This is a genomic window from Morganella sp. BCCO 40_0007, assembly GCF_032989665.1.
Lineage (GTDB): Bacteria > Pseudomonadota > Gammaproteobacteria > Enterobacterales > Enterobacteriaceae > Morganella > Morganella sibonii.
This window is the reverse complement of sequence record NZ_JAVBIN010000007.1, coordinates 125338-147353: the sequence shown is the minus strand read 5'-3', so window position 1 is coordinate 147353 and position 22016 is coordinate 125338. Positions and strand designations below refer to the sequence as shown.

Annotated in this window: 22 protein-coding genes; 11 read left to right on the top strand and 11 right to left on the bottom strand. The window is 50.8% G+C overall.

Annotated features, from left to right (window positions below; all coding sequences use genetic code 11):
* Nucleotides 1–269: 269 nt before the first annotated feature.
* Nucleotides 270–917: a YchE family NAAT transporter gene (locus tag R5268_RS10170; RefSeq protein ID WP_046893465.1), complete on the top strand. Its 648-nt coding sequence runs from the start codon at nt 270–272 to the stop codon at nt 915–917.
* 44 nt (nt 918–961) lie between these two features.
* Here R5268_RS10170 and R5268_RS10165 read toward each other — a convergent pair whose 3' ends face one another.
* The 5 genes from R5268_RS10165 to R5268_RS10145 all read right to left on the bottom strand — a co-directional run bounded on the left by R5268_RS10165 (nt 962) and on the right by R5268_RS10145 (nt 6039).
* Entirely contained in the window at nt 962–1696 is a 735-nt protein-coding gene (locus R5268_RS10165) for an ABC transporter ATP-binding protein (RefSeq protein WP_052927568.1), read from the bottom strand.
* Complete coding sequence (locus R5268_RS10160; RefSeq protein ID WP_317419951.1) at nt 1683–2531, bottom strand: ABC transporter ATP-binding protein; 849 nt, start codon at nt 2529–2531, stop codon at nt 1683–1685. The genes R5268_RS10165 and R5268_RS10160 overlap by 14 nt, the downstream gene beginning before the upstream one ends.
* Nucleotides 2524–3348, bottom strand: a complete 825-nt coding sequence (locus tag R5268_RS10155) for an ABC transporter permease (RefSeq protein WP_317419952.1) — start codon at nt 3346–3348, stop codon at nt 2524–2526. The genes R5268_RS10160 and R5268_RS10155 overlap by 8 nt, the downstream gene beginning before the upstream one ends.
* A complete protein-coding gene (locus tag R5268_RS10150; protein ID WP_112550027.1) occupies nt 3345–4391 on the bottom strand; it encodes an ABC transporter permease in 1047 nt (348 codons plus the stop codon). Before R5268_RS10150 ends, R5268_RS10155 begins: the two co-directional genes overlap by 4 nt.
* A 79-nt stretch (nt 4392–4470) precedes the next feature.
* A complete protein-coding gene (locus R5268_RS10145; RefSeq protein WP_317419954.1) occupies nt 4471–6039 on the bottom strand; it encodes an ABC transporter substrate-binding protein in 1569 nt (522 codons plus the stop codon).
* Between the two features lie 740 nt (nt 6040–6779).
* On the opposite strand from R5268_RS10145, the gene R5268_RS10140 reads away from it, so the two are divergent.
* The 8 genes from R5268_RS10140 to R5268_RS10105 all read left to right on the top strand — a co-directional run bounded on the left by R5268_RS10140 (nt 6780) and on the right by R5268_RS10105 (nt 15120).
* The gene (locus R5268_RS10140; protein WP_317419956.1) at nt 6780–8411 is read left to right on the top strand and encodes an ABC transporter substrate-binding protein; all 1632 of its coding nucleotides are present in this window, start codon (nt 6780–6782) and stop codon (nt 8409–8411) included.
* Between the two features lie 121 nt (nt 8412–8532).
* Nucleotides 8533–10173, top strand: a complete 1641-nt coding sequence (gene oppA / locus R5268_RS10135) for an oligopeptide ABC transporter substrate-binding protein OppA (protein WP_046893612.1) — start codon at nt 8533–8535, stop codon at nt 10171–10173.
* Between the two features lie 78 nt (nt 10174–10251).
* On the top strand, nt 10252–11172 hold the full coding sequence (gene oppB, locus R5268_RS10130) for an oligopeptide ABC transporter permease OppB (RefSeq protein WP_107680240.1): 921 nt from the start codon (nt 10252–10254) through the stop codon (nt 11170–11172).
* A 14-nt stretch (nt 11173–11186) separates the two neighbouring features.
* On the top strand, nt 11187–12095 hold the full coding sequence (gene oppC / locus R5268_RS10125) for an oligopeptide ABC transporter permease OppC (RefSeq protein WP_046893457.1): 909 nt from the start codon (nt 11187–11189) through the stop codon (nt 12093–12095).
* Between the two features lie 11 nt (nt 12096–12106).
* A complete protein-coding gene (locus tag R5268_RS10120) occupies nt 12107–13081 on the top strand; it encodes an ABC transporter ATP-binding protein (RefSeq protein WP_112549576.1) in 975 nt (324 codons plus the stop codon).
* Nucleotides 13081–14079: a murein tripeptide/oligopeptide ABC transporter ATP binding protein OppF gene (oppF, locus tag R5268_RS10115; RefSeq protein WP_107680238.1), complete on the top strand. Its 999-nt coding sequence runs from the start codon at nt 13081–13083 to the stop codon at nt 14077–14079. Before R5268_RS10120 ends, oppF begins: the two co-directional genes overlap by 1 nt.
* 231 nt (nt 14080–14310) lie before the next feature.
* Complete coding sequence (locus R5268_RS10110) at nt 14311–14535, top strand: hypothetical protein (RefSeq protein ID WP_046893454.1); 225 nt, start codon at nt 14311–14313, stop codon at nt 14533–14535.
* Between the two features lie 27 nt (nt 14536–14562).
* Nucleotides 14563–15120 carry a DNA-binding protein gene (locus R5268_RS10105; protein ID WP_317419961.1) on the top strand — a complete coding sequence of 186 codons (558 nt, stop codon included), beginning with the start codon at nt 14563–14565 and terminating at the stop codon, nt 15118–15120.
* Between the two features lie 20 nt (nt 15121–15140).
* Here R5268_RS10105 and R5268_RS10100 read toward each other — a convergent pair whose 3' ends face one another.
* Together R5268_RS10100 and cls are read right to left on the bottom strand one after the other, a co-directional pair.
* On the bottom strand, nt 15141–15473 hold the full coding sequence (locus tag R5268_RS10100; protein WP_317419963.1) for an HI1450 family dsDNA-mimic protein: 333 nt from the start codon (nt 15471–15473) through the stop codon (nt 15141–15143).
* Between the two features lie 68 nt (nt 15474–15541).
* The gene (gene cls, locus R5268_RS10095; RefSeq protein ID WP_107680237.1) at nt 15542–17002 is read right to left on the bottom strand and encodes a cardiolipin synthase; all 1461 of its coding nucleotides are present in this window, start codon (nt 17000–17002) and stop codon (nt 15542–15544) included.
* Between the two features lie 253 nt (nt 17003–17255).
* Here cls and R5268_RS10090 point away from each other — a divergent pair, with 253 nt between their 5' ends.
* Together R5268_RS10090 and R5268_RS10085 are read left to right on the top strand one after the other, a co-directional pair.
* Complete coding sequence (locus R5268_RS10090) at nt 17256–17435, top strand: YciY family protein (protein WP_046893450.1); 180 nt, start codon at nt 17256–17258, stop codon at nt 17433–17435.
* 118 nt (nt 17436–17553) lie between these two features.
* Nucleotides 17554–18288 (top strand): TonB family protein, encoded by a 735-nt coding sequence (locus tag R5268_RS10085; protein WP_182105467.1) that lies wholly within the window; start codon nt 17554–17556, stop codon nt 18286–18288.
* 55 nt (nt 18289–18343) lie between these two features.
* On the opposite strand, the gene R5268_RS10080 is transcribed toward R5268_RS10085, so the two are convergent.
* The 4 genes from R5268_RS10080 to R5268_RS10065 form a co-directional block, all read right to left on the bottom strand.
* Nucleotides 18344–19126, bottom strand: a complete 783-nt coding sequence (locus R5268_RS10080) for a hypothetical protein (protein WP_182105469.1) — start codon at nt 19124–19126, stop codon at nt 18344–18346.
* A gap of 128 nt (nt 19127–19254) precedes the next feature.
* Nucleotides 19255–20628, bottom strand: a complete 1374-nt coding sequence (gene dbpA, locus R5268_RS10075; RefSeq protein ID WP_218454114.1) for an ATP-dependent RNA helicase DbpA — start codon at nt 20626–20628, stop codon at nt 19255–19257.
* 134 nt (nt 20629–20762) lie between these two features.
* Nucleotides 20763–21203, bottom strand: a complete 441-nt coding sequence (yciA, locus tag R5268_RS10070; RefSeq protein ID WP_004238167.1) for an acyl-CoA thioester hydrolase YciA — start codon at nt 21201–21203, stop codon at nt 20763–20765.
* A 69-nt stretch (nt 21204–21272) separates the two neighbouring features.
* A complete protein-coding gene (locus R5268_RS10065) occupies nt 21273–21812 on the bottom strand; it encodes a septation protein A (RefSeq protein ID WP_046893445.1) in 540 nt (179 codons plus the stop codon).
* Nucleotides 21813–22016: the final 204 nt, after the last annotated feature.

Below are 22016 nucleotides of genomic sequence, written 5' to 3'. Positions count from 1 at the left end.
ACACGGCGTAACAGGAACGATATCGGGTTTCAATTTTACAGAGGAACTGATGATTGCCTGAAATTCAGGCAAAAATAAGGCGATATAACTGTATCGTGTCAGCGGACGGCGGAAAATATTCTGTGCAAAGCAATTCCTTTTCCTGCACATTCAACGGTATGATGTCTGTGTTAATAATCACATTTATAATTATTACAACCCTTTTGGCGACAGACTGCGGTTAATATCAGCAGGCTGTTACTGTTTTATCATCAGGTTGAGGATCGTTTGTGGGCAACACCTTGCTGGATTTTTCCGGTTATTTAAAATTTTTTGTCGGCTTATTTGCTTTAGTTAACCCGGTGGGTATTTTGCCGGTCTTTATGAGCATGACAAATTATCAGACTGCCGCAGTGCGCAATAAAACCAACATGATTGCGAACTTTTCGGTGGCCGTGATTTTGTGTATATCACTTTTGGTCGGCGATAAGATCCTCATTATGTTCGGTATTTCCATCGAATCTTTCCGGATAGCAGGGGGGACACTGATTGTCCTTATTGCGATGTCCATGATCAGCGGTAAGCTGGGGGAAGATAAGCAGAACAAGCAGGAGCAGTCAGAAACGGCAATCCGCGACAATATCGGCGTGGTGCCGCTGGCGCTGCCGCTGATGGCGGGACCGGGTGCGATCAGTTCCTGTGTGGTCTGGAGCGCCCGCTGGCAGGGCTGGCAAAATTTTTTCGGGCTGGCGCTGACCAGCATCCTGTTTGCGTTCTGCTGCTGGCTGCTGTTCCGCTCAGCGGGATTGTGGGTGAAGTACCTCGGGCAAACCGGCATTAACGTCGTCACCCGTATTATGGGGCTGATGCTGATGTCATTAGGTATTGAGCTGATTATTACCGGCATGAAAATGAGTTTTCCCGGATTATTGTCATAATCACGCAGTTCATTATTATCAGAACGGGGCCATCGGCCCCGTTTTTACATCTGAGCATTCTCCATCCTGTGATCGCCGCGCAGCAGGGCGGTGCGATCAAATTCCCGCTCAATGCTGCCGTTTGCCATAAATGCCGCGCGATCCGACATATGCGCCACCACATCCGCATCATGGCTGACCAGCAAATACGTCATGCCGTGCGCAGTTTTCAGGTGATTAAGCAAATTGAGAATTTCCGCCTGTACGGACATATCGAGTGCGGATGTCGGTTCATCGAGTAACAGGATCTGCGGACGCAACATCAGTGCCCGGGCGATGGCGATGCGCTGACGCTGGCCGCCGGAGAGCTGATGCGGATAACGCTGTGCGACATCCGGCGGCAGTCCGACAGACGTTATCGCCTCTGTCACACGACTCTCTATATTATTTTCCCGGTGAATATGCAATGGTTCCGAAAGTGCTTTGTGAATGGTATGGAACGGATGCAGGGAAGCATAAGGATCCTGGAATACCATCTGCACATTGCGGCGCAAAGCACCCTGATAACGTTGTCCGGGGTGGATATGTTGTGACAGCAGCTGAACGCCGCCCTGCCATTCACGCTGTAATCCGGCAATTACCCGCAGAATCGTGGATTTTCCGCAGCCGGACTCGCCGATAAGACTGAATGTCTCTCCGGCGCAGAGGTGAAAACCGGCCTTGCGGACAACCTGGCGCGGACCGAAACTGACAGAAAGATTATTCACCTCAATAATCGGCGCTGCATTATTTTCCGGCATGATGTGTCTCCTGAGTCAGTAACACCTGTAAAGCCGTGCGATCCAATACCGGTAAATCGGTGCCGTAGGTTTGTGCATCCGGGCGGCAGGTCCATAACGTCCGGGTGTAGGGATGTGTTGCCTGCGGCAGCTGTGCGGCGGGCAGCTCATCCACCTGCTGACCCTGATACATCACCATAACGCGCTGGCAATGAGCGGCTACCAGCGGTAAATCATGGCTTATCAGCAACAATCCCATATTGCGTTCCTCACACTGGCTGACAATCAGTTCCAGAATCTGGTGCCGCAGCCGGGCATCCAGCGCAGAGGTCGGTTCATCAGCAATTAAAACAGACGGATTGTTAATCAGGGCAATGGCAATCATCGCACGCTGTCCCATCCCGCCGGAAAGCTGTCCGGGATAGCGGGAAAGCGCCTGCTCAGATAATCCGGCCGCGCGGGCCATCTCATACACACGGTCGCGGCGGTCAGATTTATTCAGCGTCTGATGCCGCAGCAGTGATTCCTCAATCTGCTGATACAGATTTCTGACCGGATTCAGCGCATAACGCGGGTCCTGCATGATCATCGCGATATCGTTCCCGCGCAGTGCCGCCCACTGTTTTTCCCGCAGGGAAAGCAGAGAGGTCTGACCGAATGTCAGCGTATCCGCACTGACAATCCCGGGTTTGCGCACCAGTCCCATCAGGGCTCTGGCCGTCATGGATTTACCGGAACCGGACTCCCCGACCAGCGCCAGCCGTTCCTGCCCCAGGGTAAATGAAACATTCCTGACGACCTGTGCACGGGGATAATCCACACTCAGATTGCTGACACAAATAAGCGGCTCAGTCATGTTGCGGCTCCATAATATCCCGTAAACCATCACCCAGAAGATTGAATGCCATACCGGCAATCAGAATCGCCGCGCCGGGTACGGCGGCTATCCACCACTGGTCAAAAATAACCTGCATACCATCAGCAATCATTGCACCCCATTCCGCCATCGGCGGTTGTGCACCCAGTCCGAGGAAACCCAGACCGGCGGCAGCCAGAATAATGGTGGCGAGATCCAGCGCCAGCCGGACGATGGCTGACGGCAGACAGAGCGGTAAAATATGTCCCCATAACAGACGAAATCCGCGAATTCCCAGCATTTCCGCGCTGGCCAGATAATCACTGTTGCGCAGATGGCGGATTTCGCTGCGCGCCTGGCGGGCATAGGCGGGCCAGGAAGTCAGGGCAAGCGCCAGTGCGCCGTTAATCAGGCCCGGGCCGAGAATGGCAACAAACGCAAAGGCGAGGATCAGACGCGGCATCGACATCACGATATCGGTAAACCGCATCAGAATCGTTTCCACCCAGCGGCCGTAAAAACCGGCCAGAATACCGATCAGTAGCCCGGCGGGCAGGGTGATTGCCGCGACCAGCCCGACCAGACCAAACATCGGACGTGCGCCGTAAATCAGGCGGGAGAGCACATCACGTCCGTAGCTGTCCGTACCGAGCCAGTGCTGTGCATCGGGTGCCATCAGGCGCTGTGCCGGGTTTTGCAGTACCGGGTCATAGGGGGCGAGCCACGGCGCAAATAGTGCCGCCAGCAGCAGAAACAAAATAATCAGGGTGCCCGTCAGGGCGGACGGGGATCGGCGGATTTTCGGCAGTAATGTCATGATTTCACCCGCGGATCAGTTAAACGCACAATCATATCCGTTACGTTATTGATAAAGATAAAACAGATACCGATGACCAGTGTCCCGCCCATCACGGCGGTGGTATCTCCGGCAAACAGAGCGGCGGTCAGATAGCGGCCGATGCCGGGCCAGGAAAAGACGGTTTCTGTCAGCACCGCACCTTCCAGCATACCGGTGTAGGCCAGTGCTATCACGGTGATCAGCGTTCCCCGGATATTCGGCAGCACATGGCGGAACAATACCTGCATTTCGGTATTGCCCTTGGCACGTGCCAGCGTGACATACTCTTTGTTCATTTCACTCAGGCAGGCGGCACGCGTCAGCCGGGTGATCCCTGCCAGACAAAAATAAGCCAGCAATGATACCGGCAGGATCAGGTGTGCCACCGCATTGGTAAATGCGCCCGGGTCATCTGACAACCAGGTGTCGATCAGCACAAAACCGGTTTTTGCCTCAACAGTATACTGGTAGATATCGTCCAGCCGCCCCGGTCCGGGACTCCATTGCAGCGTGGCGTAGAACAGCAGCAGCATCAGCAGCCCCAGCCAGAAAACCGGCACCGAGTTACCGAGGAGCGTCAGGGTGCGGATGATAAAATCAAACGGCGTGCCTGCATAACGGGCGCACAGCGTACCGCAGAGGATCCCGAGTACAGCACCAATCAGCAGCGCAAGGGTTGCCAGTTCAATGGTGGCGGGCAGCGTGGTCAGCACGCCGTCAAGCACCGGCTGTCCCATCGAGGAGGCCATACCGAGATCGCCGTGCAGCAGGCGTTCCGCGTAGTGCCAGAACTGGATATAGACGGGCTGATCCAGCCCCAGTTCCAGCCGGACCTGTTCATAGGTTTCATGGCTGGCGTGATCGCCGACAATCTGTAACACCCGGTCAACCGGAGAAAGTGCCGACAATGCAAAGGTGATCACCAGTAAGCCGAGCAGTGTCAGAGCCAGCGTAAAAAGACCCTGAAGCGTCACACGCAGGGTATGGCGAAACAGTGTGCCGGCAGGGGAAATATCGGACATACAGCAGTTCCTGAATAAAAACAAAACACACAAACCCCGTCAGCGGTACTGACGGGGTTATAACCGGAAAATCAGCGGATTATTTGGTGACTCTGTCGTAATACACCATATCGGCATTCAGTCCCTGCTGATAGCCTTTCACATTATCCCGCAGCACGACCTGATTTTGTCCCTGAGCCATAAAGACATACGGAGAGCTGCGCTGTAACTCTTCCTGCATGGCGGTATACATCTGTGCGCGTTTGGCCTTATCCGGCTCAGCGACGGCTTTCAGCGTAGTTTGTGATAACTGCGGAATATCCCAGCCGTTCAGCCATGCTACTGTGCTGCTCTTGCCGTCATTAAAGGCAAAGGCGCTGGCGTTGGAATGGGCATCAAAATAATCCGGGATCCAGAAACGGATGGCCGCCTGATGCTGACGTGCGCGTACACGGGAATAGACCTGGCTGCCCGCGGCCGGTAATAATTCCACTTTGATACCGCCCTGAGCAAAGCTGGCCTGAAGAGACTGGGCAATAGTGATATACGGCGGTTTGTTTTCCACATCGAGGGTGAAGTGTGCATCTTTAATGCCGGCTTTTGCCAGAATCTCTTTGGCTTTGGCCGGATCAAATTTATACGGGTTATTTTCCAGTGCGCCCGGTAAACCGACCGGCAGGAAGCTTTGATGAATAAAATACTGGCCTTTCAGTAAATCGCGGGTAATGCCTTCATAATCCACCAGATAACGGGCAGCTTCCCACAGAGCCGGATTTTTCAGCAGCGGATTGGCACTGTTGCCGGTATTAAAGGCCATATAATCCTGTTCGGCGGACGGAATATTTTCAACCCGCACCCCGGCACTGTTTTTCAGTGCGGCGGTCTGGTCAGCACCGAGCTCACGGGCAATATCGGCATCACCCTGCTGAATAAGCAGACGGCGGGAGGCCGGGTCCGGCACATTTTTAATAATAATGGACGGGATTTTTGCTGCGCCGGTGGATACATTCGGGTTGGCGGCCATCACAATCGCCTGGTTCGGCTGATACACTTTCAGGGAATAAGCGCCGCTGCCGGCAGAGTGCATTTTCAGCCAGGCATTACCGAAGTCATTATTCTTAATATTCGGTGTCACCAGTTTTTCATCCACCACAGATGCTATCGGGGTGGATAACAGATTCAGTGCCACATCCGGACTGATATCCGCACTCCATTTTATCTTCAGGGTGCGGTCGCCGGTTTTTTCAAACTGCTGCGCGATATTCTCTTTATTCCAGCCGAGGATATTAAGAATAAACGCAGGGGATTTATTCATGATCACGGCACGCTGATAAGAGAAAATAATATCTTCCGGGCGTACCGGGTTGCCGGAGGCAAATTTTGCATTCTCTTTAATTCTGACAATCAGGATTTTATTGGCGGCGTCTGCCTGCCAGTCTTCCAGCAAAATGGCATCAAGCTGTTCAGGATTATCCCGGTTCGGCTGTACCAGACGCTGATATAAGCTGGGAACGGTCTGGATACTGGAAAGTTCATTACTCTCTGCCGGGTCAAGGCTGACAATGTCATCCAGGCTCTGGACAACAATTAAGGTATTCGGTGGTGTGGCGGCAAATGCGGAGACGGAAAAGAGCAGAGCCAGTGACGCTGCCGGATATATTTTTTTCATATATTTCCCCTGAAAGCGGTGTTATTGATTTTTTTAATACTGACACGTTAAAAAAAACAGAGGTGTTTTGCAAAGTCTGTTAAGTGCTTGTTTATAACTTTTCGTTATAGATAAAGTTAATCATAGTCTGAAATTCCTGTCCGGGAGATTTCACCGGCAAAAAAAGCAAAAAAATAGTTGTAATATAACAACAGGTTATCAGCTCATAAAAAACGGCACTAAAAACAGACAGAATTGGCAAATAGGGTCACCCGTACAATCCTGTTGTAAACGGGTATAACAGATAAAGTTGGTTAAATAAACAACAGAAACGATATTTGCAGTCAATGGGTTATTTCTGTTACTCACCAGATTGATATTTCAGCGGATTTTTTTGCTTTACTCTTTTTATTTACAGTTGTTTTTTAATTGGTTGTTAATATTTAATCAGCTAAAACTGTGATAGAGGCAGGGTTTTTATCTGGAAAAATTGCTTTTTGTTAATTAAATGTTTACTTTTTTATCCGGGCCGGACAAAAACAGTCCGGTCATAAGCAGCTATGGGTCAATGTTTTATTTCAGCGGCAGAAAAATGCTGTTTACAGATAAAAACAATCACTGCTCAGGAATATGTACATCAGGCCGGAAAACAGCACAGATAAACAGGCTGAACCCGTCGCTGACGGCACTTATAAATAAAGCATTTGCGATTTTTTAATCACGTTGTTCATTTAACAGGTGTTATTCAGAAGGGACGGAAGATGAAAAAACACACTATTGCTGTTTCTCTCATGCAGGCGCTGCTGCTGAGTACATTCTCTTATTCCGCGGGGGCGGCGGACGTCCCGCCGGGAACTAAACTGGCGGAAAAACAGGTTATTGTTATCAATAACGGAACTGAACCGGTATCACTCGATCCGCATAAGGTGGAAGGTGTGCCGGAATCCAATATTATTCTCAATCTGCTGGAAGGGCTGGTGTCCTCTGACAGTGATGGTCATATTGTGCCCGGGGTGGCAGAAAGCTGGTCATCGCCGGATAATCTTACCTGGACATTCACACTGCGGCCGGATGCAAAGTGGAGCGACGGCTCGCCGGTGACTGCACACGACTTTGTCTACAGCTGGCGGCGGTTGTCTGACCCGAAAACCGCGTCACCTTACGGCAGCTATCTGCATTATGCCTATGTCGAAAATGTCGATGATATTATCAGCGGTAAAAAACCGCCGGAAAGCCTCGGCGTCAAAGCGGTTGATGACAGAACGTTTCAGGTTCAGCTGACTCAGCCGGTGCCGTATTTCCCGGATATGCTGAGCCATACCGCACTGAAACCGGTGCCGAAAGGGGCGATTGAACAGTTTGGCGATAAATGGACATCTGCCGGGAAATTTACCGGTAACGGCGCATATACACTTTCTGCGTGGAATGTGAATGAACGGCTGGTACTGAAACGCAATCCGCAATACTGGAATGATAAAGAAACCGTTATTGAGCAGGCGACATTCCTGCCGATCCAGTCAGAAACCAGTGATATTAACCGTTACCGTGCCGGTGAAATTGATGTCACCAACAGTGCGGTTCCGCCGGTTTTATTTGCCAAACTGAAAAAAGAGATCCCGGCGCAGGTGCGGATTTCCCCCTATTTATGTACATTCTATTATGAAATAAATAATACCGCGGCACCGTTTACTGACCCGAAAGTGCGTGAAGCCGTTAAACTGGGGCTGGATCGCGATATTATCACGCATAAAATCATGGGGCAGGGTCAAATTCCCGCATTTGGCTTTACGCCGCATTATATTAACGGCGGCCATTTTATCACACCGGACTGGGCATCCCTGACGCAGGAACAGCGCAATGAAAAAGGGCGCAAACTGCTGGAAGAAGCCGGTTACAGTGAAAAAAATCCGCTGACCTTCGAATTGCTCTATAACACGTCCGATCAGAATAAACAGCAGGCGATTGCCGCCGCCTCTATGTGGCAGAAAAATCTCGGTGCCAAAGTGGTGCTGAAAAATCAGGAATGGAAAACGTCTAATCAGAATCGTCATGAAGGGAATTATCAGGTGGCCCGGGCGACCTGGTGCGCGGATTATAACGAGCCGTCTTCATTTCTGAACATTTTCCTGTCAGACAGCAGTAATAACACCAGTTTCTACCGGAATACCGGATTTGACAGCGCAATGCAGCGTGCTTTGCTGGCAACGGATGAAAAAACGCGTCAATCCGCTTATCAGGAGGCAGAAACTCAGTTAGATCAGGATTCTGCACTGATTCCTGTTTACTACCGCGTGAGTGTCCGGCTGATAAAACCATCAGTCGGCGGAATTACCGGCAATGACCCGCTTGATTATATGGATATTAAGCGCTTATATATGGTAGAAACATATTAATAATAAAAATTTGCACTCACTGAGTGCGAAAAAAAATGAAGGTGCGGAAGATAAAACGAAAAGCACCGGATAAAAATGCAACAAACGCAAAACACATTCGTCAATGGGGAGTTTATGTAAGATGGTTAATTCAACGAAAAAAACACTGCTGGCACTCAGTGTGGTTGCAGCGATGGGGATGGGTATTGGTACACAGGCGTTTGCTGCGGATGTACCGGCCGGTGTTCAGCTGGCAGAAAAACAGGATTTCATCCGGAATAACGGCTCTGAGCCGCAGTCACTTGATCCGCATAAAGTGGAAGGGGTGCCGGAAGCCAATATTATCCGCGACCTGATGGAAGGTATTACCCTGGAAGGGCCAAGTGGTGAAATTCTGCCGGGCTCAGCAATTTCCTGGGAAAATAAAGATTTTAAAGTCTGGACGTTCAAAATCCGCGAGGATGCGAAATGGTCCAACGGCGACCCGGTTACCGCACAGGATTTCGTCTACAGCTGGCGCCGCCTGGCTGATCCGAATACCGCCTCACCGTATGCCAGTTATCTCCAGTATGCACACGTGGTAAATATTGATGATGTTATTGCCGGAAAGAAAAAACCGGAAGAACTGGGCATCAAAGCGCTGGATGATAAAACCCTTGAGCTGACGCTCTCCGAAGAAGTCCCGTATATTCCGAAACTGCTGGCACATAACTCCATGTCTCCGGTGCATCCGGCCACTGTTGAAAAATTCGGTGATAAATGGACGCAGCCCGGCAATTATGTCAGTAACGGCGCATACACTCTGAAAGACTGGGTGGTGAACGAAAAAATTGAACTGACCCGTAACCCGAAATACTGGGATAACGAAAAAACGGTTATCAATAATGTCCGTTTCCTGCCGATTTCGTCCGAAGTTACCGATGTTAACCGCTACCGCAGCGGTGAAATCGACATGACCTATAACAACCTGCCGATTGAACTGTTCCAGAAACTGAAAAAAGAAATCCCGGACGAACTGCGTATTTCGCCGTATATGTGTACCTATTACTACGAAATTAATAACGATAAAGCGCCGTTTGATAATCCAAAAGTCCGTGAAGCCCTGAAACTGAGTCTTGACCGCGACATCATGGTGAATAAAGTCAAAGCACAGGGGGATACCCCGGCATTTGGTTTCACACCACCGTTTGCGGATGGCATGTCAGCCAAAGAACCTGAGTGGTTCGCGAATATGACACAGGATCAGCGTAACGAAAAAGCACGCAAGCTGCTGGAAGAAGCCGGGTTTAATAAAGATAATCCGCTGAAATTCAATCTGCTGTATAACACGTCTGATCTGCATAAGAAAATGGCGATCGCCGCATCATCTATCTGGAAGAAAAACCTCGGTGCGGAAGTTCAGCTGGTTAACCAGGAGTGGAAAACGTTCCTCGATACCCGTCATCAGGGAACCTATGATGTTGCCCGCGCCGCATGGTGTGCGGATTATAATGAACCGTCTTCATTCCTGAATATGGTTCTCTCTTACAGCAGCACCAACACACCGCATTATAAGAGTGCGGAGTTTGATAAGCTGATGAAACAATCCCTTCAGGTGAAAACCGATGCAGAACGTGCACAGATCTACCAGCAGGCGGAAGCTCAGCTGGATAAAGACTCTGCTATCGTGCCTGTCTATTACTATGTCAGTACCCGTTTAGTGAAACCGTACGTGGGTGGCTATACCGGAAAAGATCCGCTGGATCACTTCCACACCAAAAACTTATATATGATTAAAAAATAATACCGACGGTTGGCCGCCCTGCGAAGGGCGGCCTGTGTAGTGTGTACCCCGGGAGCGGGTACTGTATAGGAACGGGCAATGTTTAAGTTTATTCTTCGCCGTATACTCGAGGCGATCCCGACGCTTTTTGTGTTAATTACGATCTCTTTCTTTATGATGCGTCTGGCTCCGGGCAGCCCATTTACCGGTGAGCGTAAATTGCCGCCGGAAGTGATGGCGAATATTGAAGCCAAATACCATCTTAATGATCCGATTCATGTTCAGTATTTTGATTATTTAGTTCAGTTATCAAAAGGGGACTTCGGGCCTTCCTTTAAATATAAAGATTACTCGGTTAATGACCTGGTGGCGTCTGCGTTTCCGGTCTCTGCAAAACTCGGGCTGGCAGCCTTTGTGCTGGCACTGATTGTGGGGGTCAGTGCCGGTGTGATAGCCGCACTGAATCAGAATACCAAATGGGACTATACCGTCATGGGCTTTGCCATGACCGGAGTGGTTATCCCCAGCTTTGTGGTGGCGCCGCTGCTGGTCCTTGTCTTTGCCATCCATCTGCACTGGCTGCCGGGCGGCGGCTGGAACGGCGGGCAGCTCAGCAATATCATTCTGCCGATGGTCGCGTTGTCACTGGCCTACATTGCCAGTATCTCGCGTATTATGCGCAGCTCGATGATTGAGGTGATGCACTCCAACTTTATCCGTACCGCGCGGGCCAAAGGATTGCCGATGCGTAAGATTGTCTGGCGGCATGCGCTGCGCCCGGCACTGTTACCGGTGGTTTCCTATATGGGACCGGCGTTCGTGGGGATTATCACGGGTTCGATGGTGATTGAGACGATTTTCGGTTTGCCGGGCGTGGGGCAGTTATTTGTCAACGGCGCGCTGAACCGGGATTACTCCCTGGTACTGAGCCTGACCATCCTGGTCGGTGCACTGACCATCGCCTTTAACTGTATCGTTGATGTGCTGTATGCCGTTATCGATCCGAAAATCCGTTATTAGTCCCGGAGCACGCTATGTTACCGAATGAAAAAAACCGCGAAGCTCTGGAAAATTTTACGGAGCAGCTTGATGTCGAAGGACGCAGCCTGTGGGCGGATGCCCGCCGCCGCTTTATGCATAACAAAGCCGCGATCACCAGCCTGTGTCTGTTGTTTTTAATTACTCTGTTTGTGATTTTTATGCCTGTGCTGTCGGAGTTCGCCTATGACGATACCGACTGGGGCATGATGTCCGCAGCACCGGATATGGAGAGCGGACACTATTTTGGTACCGATTCCTCCGGCCGTGACCTGTTGGTGCGTGTGGCTATCGGCGGCCGTATCTCACTGATGGTGGGACTGGCGGCTGCGCTGGTGGCGGTACTGGTAGGAACACTGTACGGTGCGATGTCCGGCTATGTCGGCGGCAAAACCGACTCTGTCATGATGCGTGTGCTGGAAATCCTCAACTCTTTCCCGTTTATGTTCTTTGTTATCCTGCTGGTGACCTTTTTTGGTCAGAATATTTTTCTGATCTTTGTTGCTATCGGTATGGTTTCCTGGCTGGATATGGCGCGTATTGTGCGCGGCCAGACCCTGAGCCTGAAGAGTAAAGAATTTATTGAGGCGGCGAAAGTGTGTGGTGTGCCGACACGCAATATCATTCTGCGTCATATTGTCCCGAACGTGCTGGGTGTGGTGGTGGTTTACGCCTCACTGCTGGTGCCGAGTATGATCCTGTTTGAATCCTTCCTCAGCTTCCTCGGGCTGGGTACACAGGAGCCGTTAAGCAGCTGGGGCGCACTGCTCAATGACGGTGCTAACTCAATGGAAGTTTCGCCCTGGTTACTGATGTTCCCGGCAGCATTCCTGGTGGTAACTCTGTTTTGTTTCAACTTTATCGGTGACGGGCTGCGTGATGCCCTTGACCCGAAAGATCGCTGAGGAGGCCGCCAATGACTCAGTTATTACAGGTTAACGACCTGAACGTGACATTCAAAACGCCTGACGGCGATGTCACTGCCGTGAACAAACTAAACTTTTCGCTGTCGGCAGGTGAGACGCTCGGGATTGTCGGTGAATCCGGCTCCGGTAAGTCACAGACAGCGTTTGCACTGATGGGACTGCTGGCGCGCAATGGCGTGGTCAGCGGCTCTGCGGTATTTAACGGGCGTGAAATTCTCAATCTGAAAGAGAAAGCACTGAACAAAATGCGGGCCGAAGAGATTTCCATGATCTTCCAGGATCCGATGACGTCGCTCAATCCGTATATGAAAGTCAGCAAGCAGCTGACAGAAGTGCTGATGCTGCATAAAGGCCTGAGTGCGCATGATGCCTTTGAGGAATCCGTCCGGATGCTGGATGCGGTGAAAATGCCGGAAGCCCGTAAACGGATGAATATGTATCCTCACGAATTCTCCGGCGGGATGCGTCAGCGCGTTATGATTGCCATGGCGCTGCTGTGCAAACCGAAGCTGCTGATTGCCGATGAACCAACCACTGCGCTGGACGTGACGGTGCAGGCGCAAATCATGACGCTGCTGAATGAGCTGAAAAGTGAATTCAATACCGCAATTATTATGATCACCCATGACCTCGGTGTGGTGGCCGGTATCTGTGACAAGGTTCTGGTGATGTATGCCGGACGCACGATGGAATACGGAACTGCCCGCGATGTGTTTTATCATCCGTCGCATCCGTATTCTATCGGGTTGCTCAGAGCCGTTCCGCGCCTTGACGGACCGGAGGACAGTGAGCTTGCCACGATTCCGGGTAACCCGCCGAATCTGCTGCGTCTCCCTGCCGGGTGTCCGTTCCGCCCGCGCTGTCAGTATGCGACTGATGAATGTGTGCGGAATGAACCGCCGTTACAGGCATTTTCTCAGGGCCGTTTGCGTGCCTGCTTCAGAACTGCGGAGGAGTTGGCGTAATGACACATTCAGAACGTCCGGTTTTGCTGGAAATTGAAGATTTAAAAGTCCATTTTTCCATCAGAGATAATAAACAGTGGTTCTGGCAACCGGCCAAAAGCCTGAAAGCAGTGGATGGTGTGACTGTCCGCCTGTATGAGGGGGAAACGCTCGGAGTGGTCGGGGAATCCGGCTGCGGGAAATCCACCTTTGCGCGTGCCATTATCGGCCTGGTGAAATCCACCGCGGGGCGGGTAACCTGGCTGGGTAAAAACCTGAGCGGGATGAGCGAAAAAGACTGGCACAATATCCGTAATGATATCCAGATGATTTTCCAGGACCCGCTGGCGTCACTTAATCCGCGTATGACCATTGGTGATATTATCGCGGAGCCGCTGCGGACATACTATCCGTCAATGAGCAAGACGGAAGTGGCAGACAAAGTTAAAGCCATGATGATGAAAGTCGGGTTGCTGCCGAACCTGGTAAACCGCTATCCGCATGAGTTTTCCGGCGGGCAGTGTCAGCGTATCGGTATTGCCCGTGCACTGATCCTTGAACCGAAACTGGTTATCTGTGATGAACCGGTTTCAGCGCTGGATGTATCTATCCAGGCTCAGGTGGTGAACCTGCTGAAAGAATTACAGCGGGAAATGGGGTTATCCCTTATTTTTATTGCTCACGACCTGGCCGTGGTGAAACATATTTCTGACCGTGTGCTGGTGATGTATCTCGGTCATGCGGTGGAACTCGGCACCTATGATGAGGTGTATCACAACCCGCTGCATCCTTACACCAAAGCACTGATGTCTGCGGTACCGGTTCCTGATCCGGATAAAGAGCAGAATAAAACGATTCAGCTGCTGGAAGGGGAACTGCCGTCGCCGATCAACCCGCCATCCGGTTGTGTTTTCCGCACCCGCTGCCCGCTGGCGGACAGTGAATGTGCAAGAACCCGCCCGCTTCTGGAAGGCAGTTTCCGCCATGCGGTCTCCTGCCTGAAGGTTGATCCGCTGTAAATGCAGTCAATCTGTTAATCGTATTTTTACGACAAAGCGCCCGGTAAGGGCGCTTTTTTTTCATCATCACACCCTGGTTTTCCATCCCTGCCGCAAAATCTGAAGCAGTCCGTTTCCGGATATTGCAGACCGTCTGCCGGTTCCGTTATTTAAAAGAAGACCGGTTTTCCCGGTAAAGCGATAACACGATGTTGACGAACGTCAACGCATAAACTACAGTAGGTGCAGGAAATGAAAAAACACCCGGATAAACATATTCAGTCTGCGATTGAATATGCGTTATTGCAGGGATGGATGTGGATTGCTCCGGGGAATTCCTCTCATGCATTTTGCCGGTTACGGTGCGGGTCGCCGTATGATGAACACCGGCAGCATCAGATGAGTGTCTGGTCAACGCCGCGGAATCCGGAAAACCATGCAAAGCAAATCAGGCGAAAAGTGGATGCCTGTCAGTGAAAACAGGCAGAAGGAAAGGGGAAAACGATGGCACTGTATAATTTTACACTAACGCTGTCCGGAGTGACGGCGGATACAGAAAATCTGGAAGATGCCTTGTTTGAAAGCGGCTGTGATGATGCCTTACTCTGTTTTTACGGTAAATCAGTCTATCTTGAGTTTGACCGGGAAGCGCCGTCACTGGACTACGCTATCCGTACTGCCGTGGAGGATGCGGAATCAGCCGGTGTGAACGCGCGGGTGGAATCAGTGGATTCAGCCGTTGTCGGCCTGAGTGATATTGCAGAACTGACCGGTATGTCACGCCAGGCAATCGCCTTACTTAAGGATGGCACCCGTGGTCCGGGAACTTTTCCGGGACCGGTACAGCGGTTGCGCGGACAATCCCCGCTGTGGGACTGGGCGGTCGTTGCGGCCTGGCTGACAGCACAGGGGCGGCTGGATACGTACTCTGAGCTGGCAGAAAATGCAAAAGTGATCAGTAAATGGAATGTGGCATTGCGGGCAGGAGCCGCAGAAGATCCTGCCGAAATTGAGGCTATCACACGATCACTGATTACAAGACGGGAAAAATGCTGCTGCTGACAAAACGGCCGCCAGGGAATTTATTCCCGCCAGCGGACTGCGTACTCCGGTGAACCGGTAAAATGACGGGAAATCAGTACTCTGGCAAAAATCTGGTCGATGTCTGCACTCTCATCGGGTGCCAGGCCGATAACCACTTCGGCACATGCCGGATTTTGTGCCAGAAACGGTGCGAATTCTGACCAGTCATTGCCGGCCGGAACAATTTCGGCGCCGCCGATCTCTTCAAACTGAAGGTTAAACAGCAGAACGTCTGCCGGATCAAGATTATCCATTGCCTGTTCCAGAAACAGGTCATAGGCCATTTCAATGGTTTCCTGTTCGCTGAGGAGGCGGGGCTGAGAGGTACTCATAAGTCAGATTATATTCCGGTGATCCCCCGCCGTGTTATACCGGCGGGGATGATAAAGGGAGCAGTTTATCACAGCAGCGGACTGAAGAAATAACATAACCGCTCGAGAATCCGGTTTGTCAGCGGGCGTTTTTCCCATTCGGTGTAATCGAGGCGGGTAGCGCGTGAAATATAATCATTCTGGACAATATTCAGGTCACCGGCAAAACTTTCATCGTCGATAACGGCGGTAATTTCAAAGTTCAGCCACAGGCTGCGCATATCCAGGTTTACGGAGCCGACCATACTGAGCTGGTCATCCACAAGAACACTTTTCGTGTGCAGCAGACCATCTTCGAACAGATAAATTTCCACACCGGCTTCCAGCAGTTCGGTATAAAACGCACGGCTTGCCCAGCGGACGAGGAACGAGTCATTGAGTCGCGGCATCACAATGGCGACACGTACGCCCCGCATGGCAGCGGTACAGATGGCGTGCATCAGGTCATCACTCGGTACAAAATACGGTGTGGTGAAGGTCAGGCGCTCCTGTGCGGCGAAAATAGCCGTCATCAGCGACTGCTGAATCAGTTCCTCGGGGAAACCCGGCCCGGAGGCGACAATATTCACAGTATGGCCGCTGTCTTTTTCAAACGGCATTTCAATATCATCAGGCGGAGGCGGTAACCGGCGTTCGCCGCGTTCCATCTCCCAGTCCAGTGCATAGATAATACCGAACAGAGTGGTCACCGGGCCTTCCATACGGACAAGAATATCGACCCACTCACCGACACCGGCATCCTGCTTAAAGTAACGCGGATCGACCATATTCATACTGCCGGTGTATGAAATATAGTTATCGATGGTGATAATTTTCCGGTGCTGGCGCAAATCCATCCGGCGCAGAGCAAAACGCAGAACATTCACCGGCAGTGCTTCGACAAACTCGATCCCGGCGTCCCGCATCATTTTCGGATAATCATGGCGGAAGAAGTGCCAGCTGCCGGCGGAATCAACCATAATCCGGCATTTTACGCCCCGTTTTGCGGCGGCGAGCAGGGCATTGGTGACATTGTCCACATCACCGCCCGGTTTCCAGATGTAAAACACCATATCAATGCTGTGTTTTGCATTATCGATATCTTTTACTATCTGGCGTAATGAATCTTCACAGGTGGTAAACAGCTGAATCTGATTACCTTTTACTCCGGGTATACCCTGACGATGCTCGATCAGCTGAAACAGCGGGGCAGCCTGCGTACTGTTTTCGGTGGCAAAAATATGTTTTGACCGGCGCAGATTTTCAATCCAGCCGGAAACAGACGGCCACATGCCTTTTGCCTGTTCAACGCGGCGGCGGCCGAGATGCAGCTCACCAAAGGCAAGGTAAGCGATTATCCCGATGAAGGGCAGGATATAAATGATCAGTAACCAGGTCATGGTCGATGTCACCGGGCGGCGTTTATACATCACGCGGACAGAGATACCGGCCACCAGCAGCCAGTAGAAAAGAATACTCAGCCAATATAACAGCGTATAAAAGGTCGACATAGGTATTATCTTTCCCTAAAAATAAGGTTCGCAGACAAGACAGGCACAGAATCTGATTGATACTCCACCGGAAAATGTATCAGAAAGCTTTCTGTAATGCTGCTATATTTGTGATTTAAGTCAGTTTAACCCCTTTTTTCCGGCAATGTTTGCGGATATTGCGGGAAAGCGGTTGGTTATTGTGTCAGGCAGTTTATAATAATCGCCCTTATTATTAGCTTATTTTTTCACACAGTCTAAAAAGGGTTTAGTTATGAGACACAGCAGACCGGAAGTTGCACGTTGGCGTATGTTACGGCAGGCAACCCGTCGTCGTCGTCGCTGGCTGGAAAGTCAGTCACGGCGGAATATCCGGATTTTCGCCCTGCGTAAGCTGGATATCGCGAGACAGCGCCGTTCGCTGTTGTTTGCTCAGACCGGATTAAGCCACTAAGAGTGACCATCAGCACGATAAGTGACAATGGTTGCATCTTTCTTATTGAAACTGATTGCTATTTGCATTTACACTAGTGACCATTGTCATTATTAGTTGCTTATAAGATTGTATTGATATGTCTATTTTTCGCTGGGTCAGCTGGCCGATTCTCATTTCACTTTGTCTGCACGCTTCTGTGGCTGCGGCGATTTACTACAACATAAATAAGGAAGCTGAGGACGAGCCGAAAGTACTGATGGTGGAGATGGCGGCTTTTGCGCCTGCACCGGCCGCTGCTGTGGCTGAACCTCAGCCGGAACCCGAACCGGAGCCCGAGCCTGAACCAGAGCCGGAGCCTGAACCGGTAGTGAAGCCGGTTATTGAAAAACCGGCGGAAAAGAAACCGGTTGAGAAAAAACCAAAACCGAAACCGAAAAAAGAGAAAAAAATTGAGAAACCTGCCGTAAAACCGGCAGAAACCAAAGCACCGGTATCCGATAAGCCTCTGTTCAGTGGTACGCCGGATGGTCAGCAGAACGAGAAAAAAGCCCCCGCAGGTCCCGTGGGAAATGTGGCCTCTGCCGGACAAAGTGATATTGGCGGCGGTGATCCGAAAGCGTTAAGCCGTGCTGATCCGGTTTATCCGGCACGGGCACGCAGCCTGGGTAAAGAAGGGAAGGTACGGGTCAGATTTGATGTTGATACCGATGGCCGTATTGAGAATATCGATATTATCGAAGCATCACCGAAAAATATGTTTGAACGTGAAGTCCGTAACGCAATGCGTAAATGGCGTTACGAGAAAAAACCTAAGAAAGGTATGACGACAACCATTATTTTCCGGATCGACGGCAAGACCACCATTCAGTGATCTGATAAAAAAGAAACCCCGGCACCTGAAAAATGCCGGGGTTTTTGTTTCAGCTTTATTTTGCCGGGAAAATATCGCTGCGTAAATTTATCAGGTTATCCGGTACAACATGTATAACCCCTTCACCCGGAATATCAATTTCCGCAATCATAAACAATGCCATGGTTGTCAGCAGCGGCAGGATTAAAATCATAATATTATTGCCGCGTAACCCGCGGATATTATACCCGATCAGCACATTGGCACTGACCGCAAATAAAATCAGTAATACCCAGGCGGCACCCGGAATCTGATAACGCCAGCTGGCCATGGTTTTCTCTTCGGAAACATAGAGATCACTGAAAGCGGTCAGCACAGAGGCAATCACCGGATTTGGTGTGGTGCGGGCTTCAGCTGCAGCGAGTTCCCAGAGAGAGGACTGCGCATCGAGGGAGATATCCCGCCATTTTTCATTTTTTGCCTGTGATCCGCCGTTAAAGAAATCAATACGGGCATCAATATACGTGCCAAGCAGGGTATTGGCCCGCAATGTATTTTCCGGAGACAGTAATTGTGCCCGCTGGAATGCATTACCGATGGCAATCGCTTCGTTTTCTTCCATTTGTTCGCGGTTATTATAGCCGCCGATAGAAATCGTCAGTAAAAAGCCGATTAATAAACCCAGCAGAGACAATACGGCGCCGAGAACAATTTTGGTTTCATCATCCGCTAATTCAGTTTTTCCGTGGCGTTTTCTGAACAGGTATTTTCCGGCATAAGCCGAACCGACAGATAAAATAAAAATAACAACAAATAAAATAACGGAATCAGAGACTAAAGCATTAAACAGCGCAGCCATACAGAGACCCTTTAACAAAAAAACTCAGCAGAAAGCTGAGATACAGGTGGAATAAAGCCGGCCTGAAAAGGCCGGCCGGATACAAAACCGTTATATCATCCGCTGACGGGAAATGCGGTCCTTTCTGATTATTTCAGCAGTCTGACTCTGACGGCCTTACCTTTGATTTTACCCTGCTGAAGCAGTTTGCGTGCCTGCTGTGCAATACCCTGACGTACCGCGACATAAGCATGCATCGGGTGGATCACGATTTTGCCGATATCTTCGCCGTTCAGCCCCATATCACCGGTCATCGCGCCGAGAATATCCCCCGGACGGATTTTGGCTTTTTTGCCGCCGTCGATACACAATGTTGCCATTGCCGCATCCAGCGGGGTGATCCGCAGACCGGCCGGGATCGGCTGCCAGTTCAGTTTCATATGCAGCATTTCTTCCAGTGCATTCGCACGGACGGCTTCTTCCGGTGCGCACAGACTGATTGCCAGACCGCTTTCACCGGCACGGGCAGTACGGCCGATGCGGTGGATATGCACCTCCGGGTCCCATGCCAGTTCGTAGTTGATCACCAGCTCCAGCGCTTTGATATCCAGCCCGCGGGAGGCCACGTCCGTGGCGACAAGCACACGGCTGCTGCCGTTGGCAAAGCGGATTAAGGTCTGATCGCGTTCGCGCTGCTCCATATCACCGTGCAGCACCAGAACACTCTGTCCGCTGCTTTCAAGAGCTTCAAATACATCCTGACAATCTTTTTTGGTGTTACAGAACACCACGCAGGAGGCCGGTTGTTCACGGCTCAGTAATTTCTGTAACAGCTCAGTTTTGCCGCGGCGCGATACTTCATAAAATTGCTGTTCAACGGCAGGCAGTTCATCCGTGCTGTCGGTTTCGATAGTTTGCGGGTCGCGCTGAAAACGGCGGCTGACAGCGGCGATTTCATCCGGCCAGGTGGCGGAAAACAGCAGTGTCTGACGTTCTTCCGGTGTCCGGGAGAGAATGTCGGCGATATCGTCAGAGAATCCCATATCCAGCATACGATCCGCTTCATCCAGCACCAGTGTGCGGACAGCATCAAGGCGCAGGGTATCTTTGTTCAGATGGTCAATCAGGCGGCCGGGAGTAGCCACAATGATGTGCGGCGGGTGGATCAGGGAATCGCGCTGGGCACCGAACGGTACGCCGCCGCATAAAGTCAGAATTTTGACATTCGGCAGATAACGGGCCAGACGGCGTAACTCACCGGCGACCTGATCCGCGAGTTCGCGGGTCGGACACAGAACCAGTGCCTGAGTCATAAATTGTCCGGCATCGATATGCTGTAACAGTCCCAGACCGAATGCAGCCGTTTTCCCGCTGCCGGTTCTGGCCTGCGCACGGACATCTTTCCCCGCCAGAATAGCCGGTAATGCGGCGGCCTGAACAGGTGTCATGGTCAGATAACCCAGTTCATTCAGGTTGGTAATTTGTTCTGCGGGAAGTGCATTAAGTTCAGCAAATGAGGTCACGATGAAAATTCCGGATTAAATAAAAGAGAGATTTCCGGCAATGATACTATTACCGGGCGCCGGTGTCGCGGGGAACCTGCGCTTTACCCGGCAGACAAAACGGCCACTCAGAAGAGTGGCCGGCATGAAAGGTGTTATTTTAAATCACTGTTACTGCTGTCTAACTGAAAATGACGTTTTCCGTCAGGCAGCGGGCGGGGACGGTTATCCGCATCCACCGCAACATAACTGAAGACAGCTTCTGTTGCGCGGTAACGGTCACCGATAGGGTCAGTGGCGACTTTTTTCACCCAGACCTCGACTTTTACCGTCATGGATGAATTACCGGTTTTCAGGCAGCGCGCATAACAGCAGACCACATCACCGACAGCCACAGAGCGCAGGAAGGTAATGCCGTCAACGCGGACTGTCACCACGCGTCCGAGAGCTATCTCTTTGGCCAGAATAGCGCCGCCGATATCCATCTGCGACATCAGCCAGCCGCCGAAGATATCCCCGTTGGCGTTGGTGTCTGTCGGCATGGTTAAGGTGCGCAGCACCAGTTCCCCGTTGGGTAAACATTGTTGTTGAGTCATGAGAAACACTTACATCCGTTTAACGAAAAAGGATACCGGCGGAAACAAACCGATATCCGGTTGATTTTATTATTTTTCTTCTTCCCGTGGCAGATGACGGTAAATATATACCACACTGGCAACGGTAAATACCAGTGTTACAGCGGTCAGACCAAAGACTTTGAAGTTCATCCAGGTATCCATCGATAACCAGAAGGCGACATACACATTCACTGCCGCACAGACGATAAAGAAGAGCGCCCAGGCCAGATTCAGACGCTGCCAGACCTGCGGCGGGAGCGTCAGCTCTTTGCCCAGCATCTTCTGAATCAGCGGCTTACCGAAGATAAACTGACCGCCCAGTAAAACGAGGGCGAACAACGCATAAATAATCGTCACTTTCCATTTGATAAACTGCGGATCATGGAACACGATGGTCAGTGTGCCGAAGACAGCCACAATCACAAAGGTGATAACGGCAGATTTCTCCAGATGTTTATACATGAACCAGCGCACAGCCAGCGCCACCGCTGAGGCGGCAATTAAGGCACCGGAGGCGTAATAGATATCCACGGTTTTATATATGGCAAAAAAGATAACCAGCGGGATAAAGTCGAGTAGTTGCTTCATAATTGAGTCTGTCCGAAATTTAAATTTATTTTAAGTACGTGGCATTCAGTCGCTTATTTTTAAAGAAAAAAAATATATTACAATTGATTTTGCAATATTTTACCATAAGACGCGGTCTGACTATCTTCTTTATCCGCGTTCGGTTATAAATCAGTTTAACTATTAGCCGTAAAATTAAATTGTACATCTTAATACGATATTTTT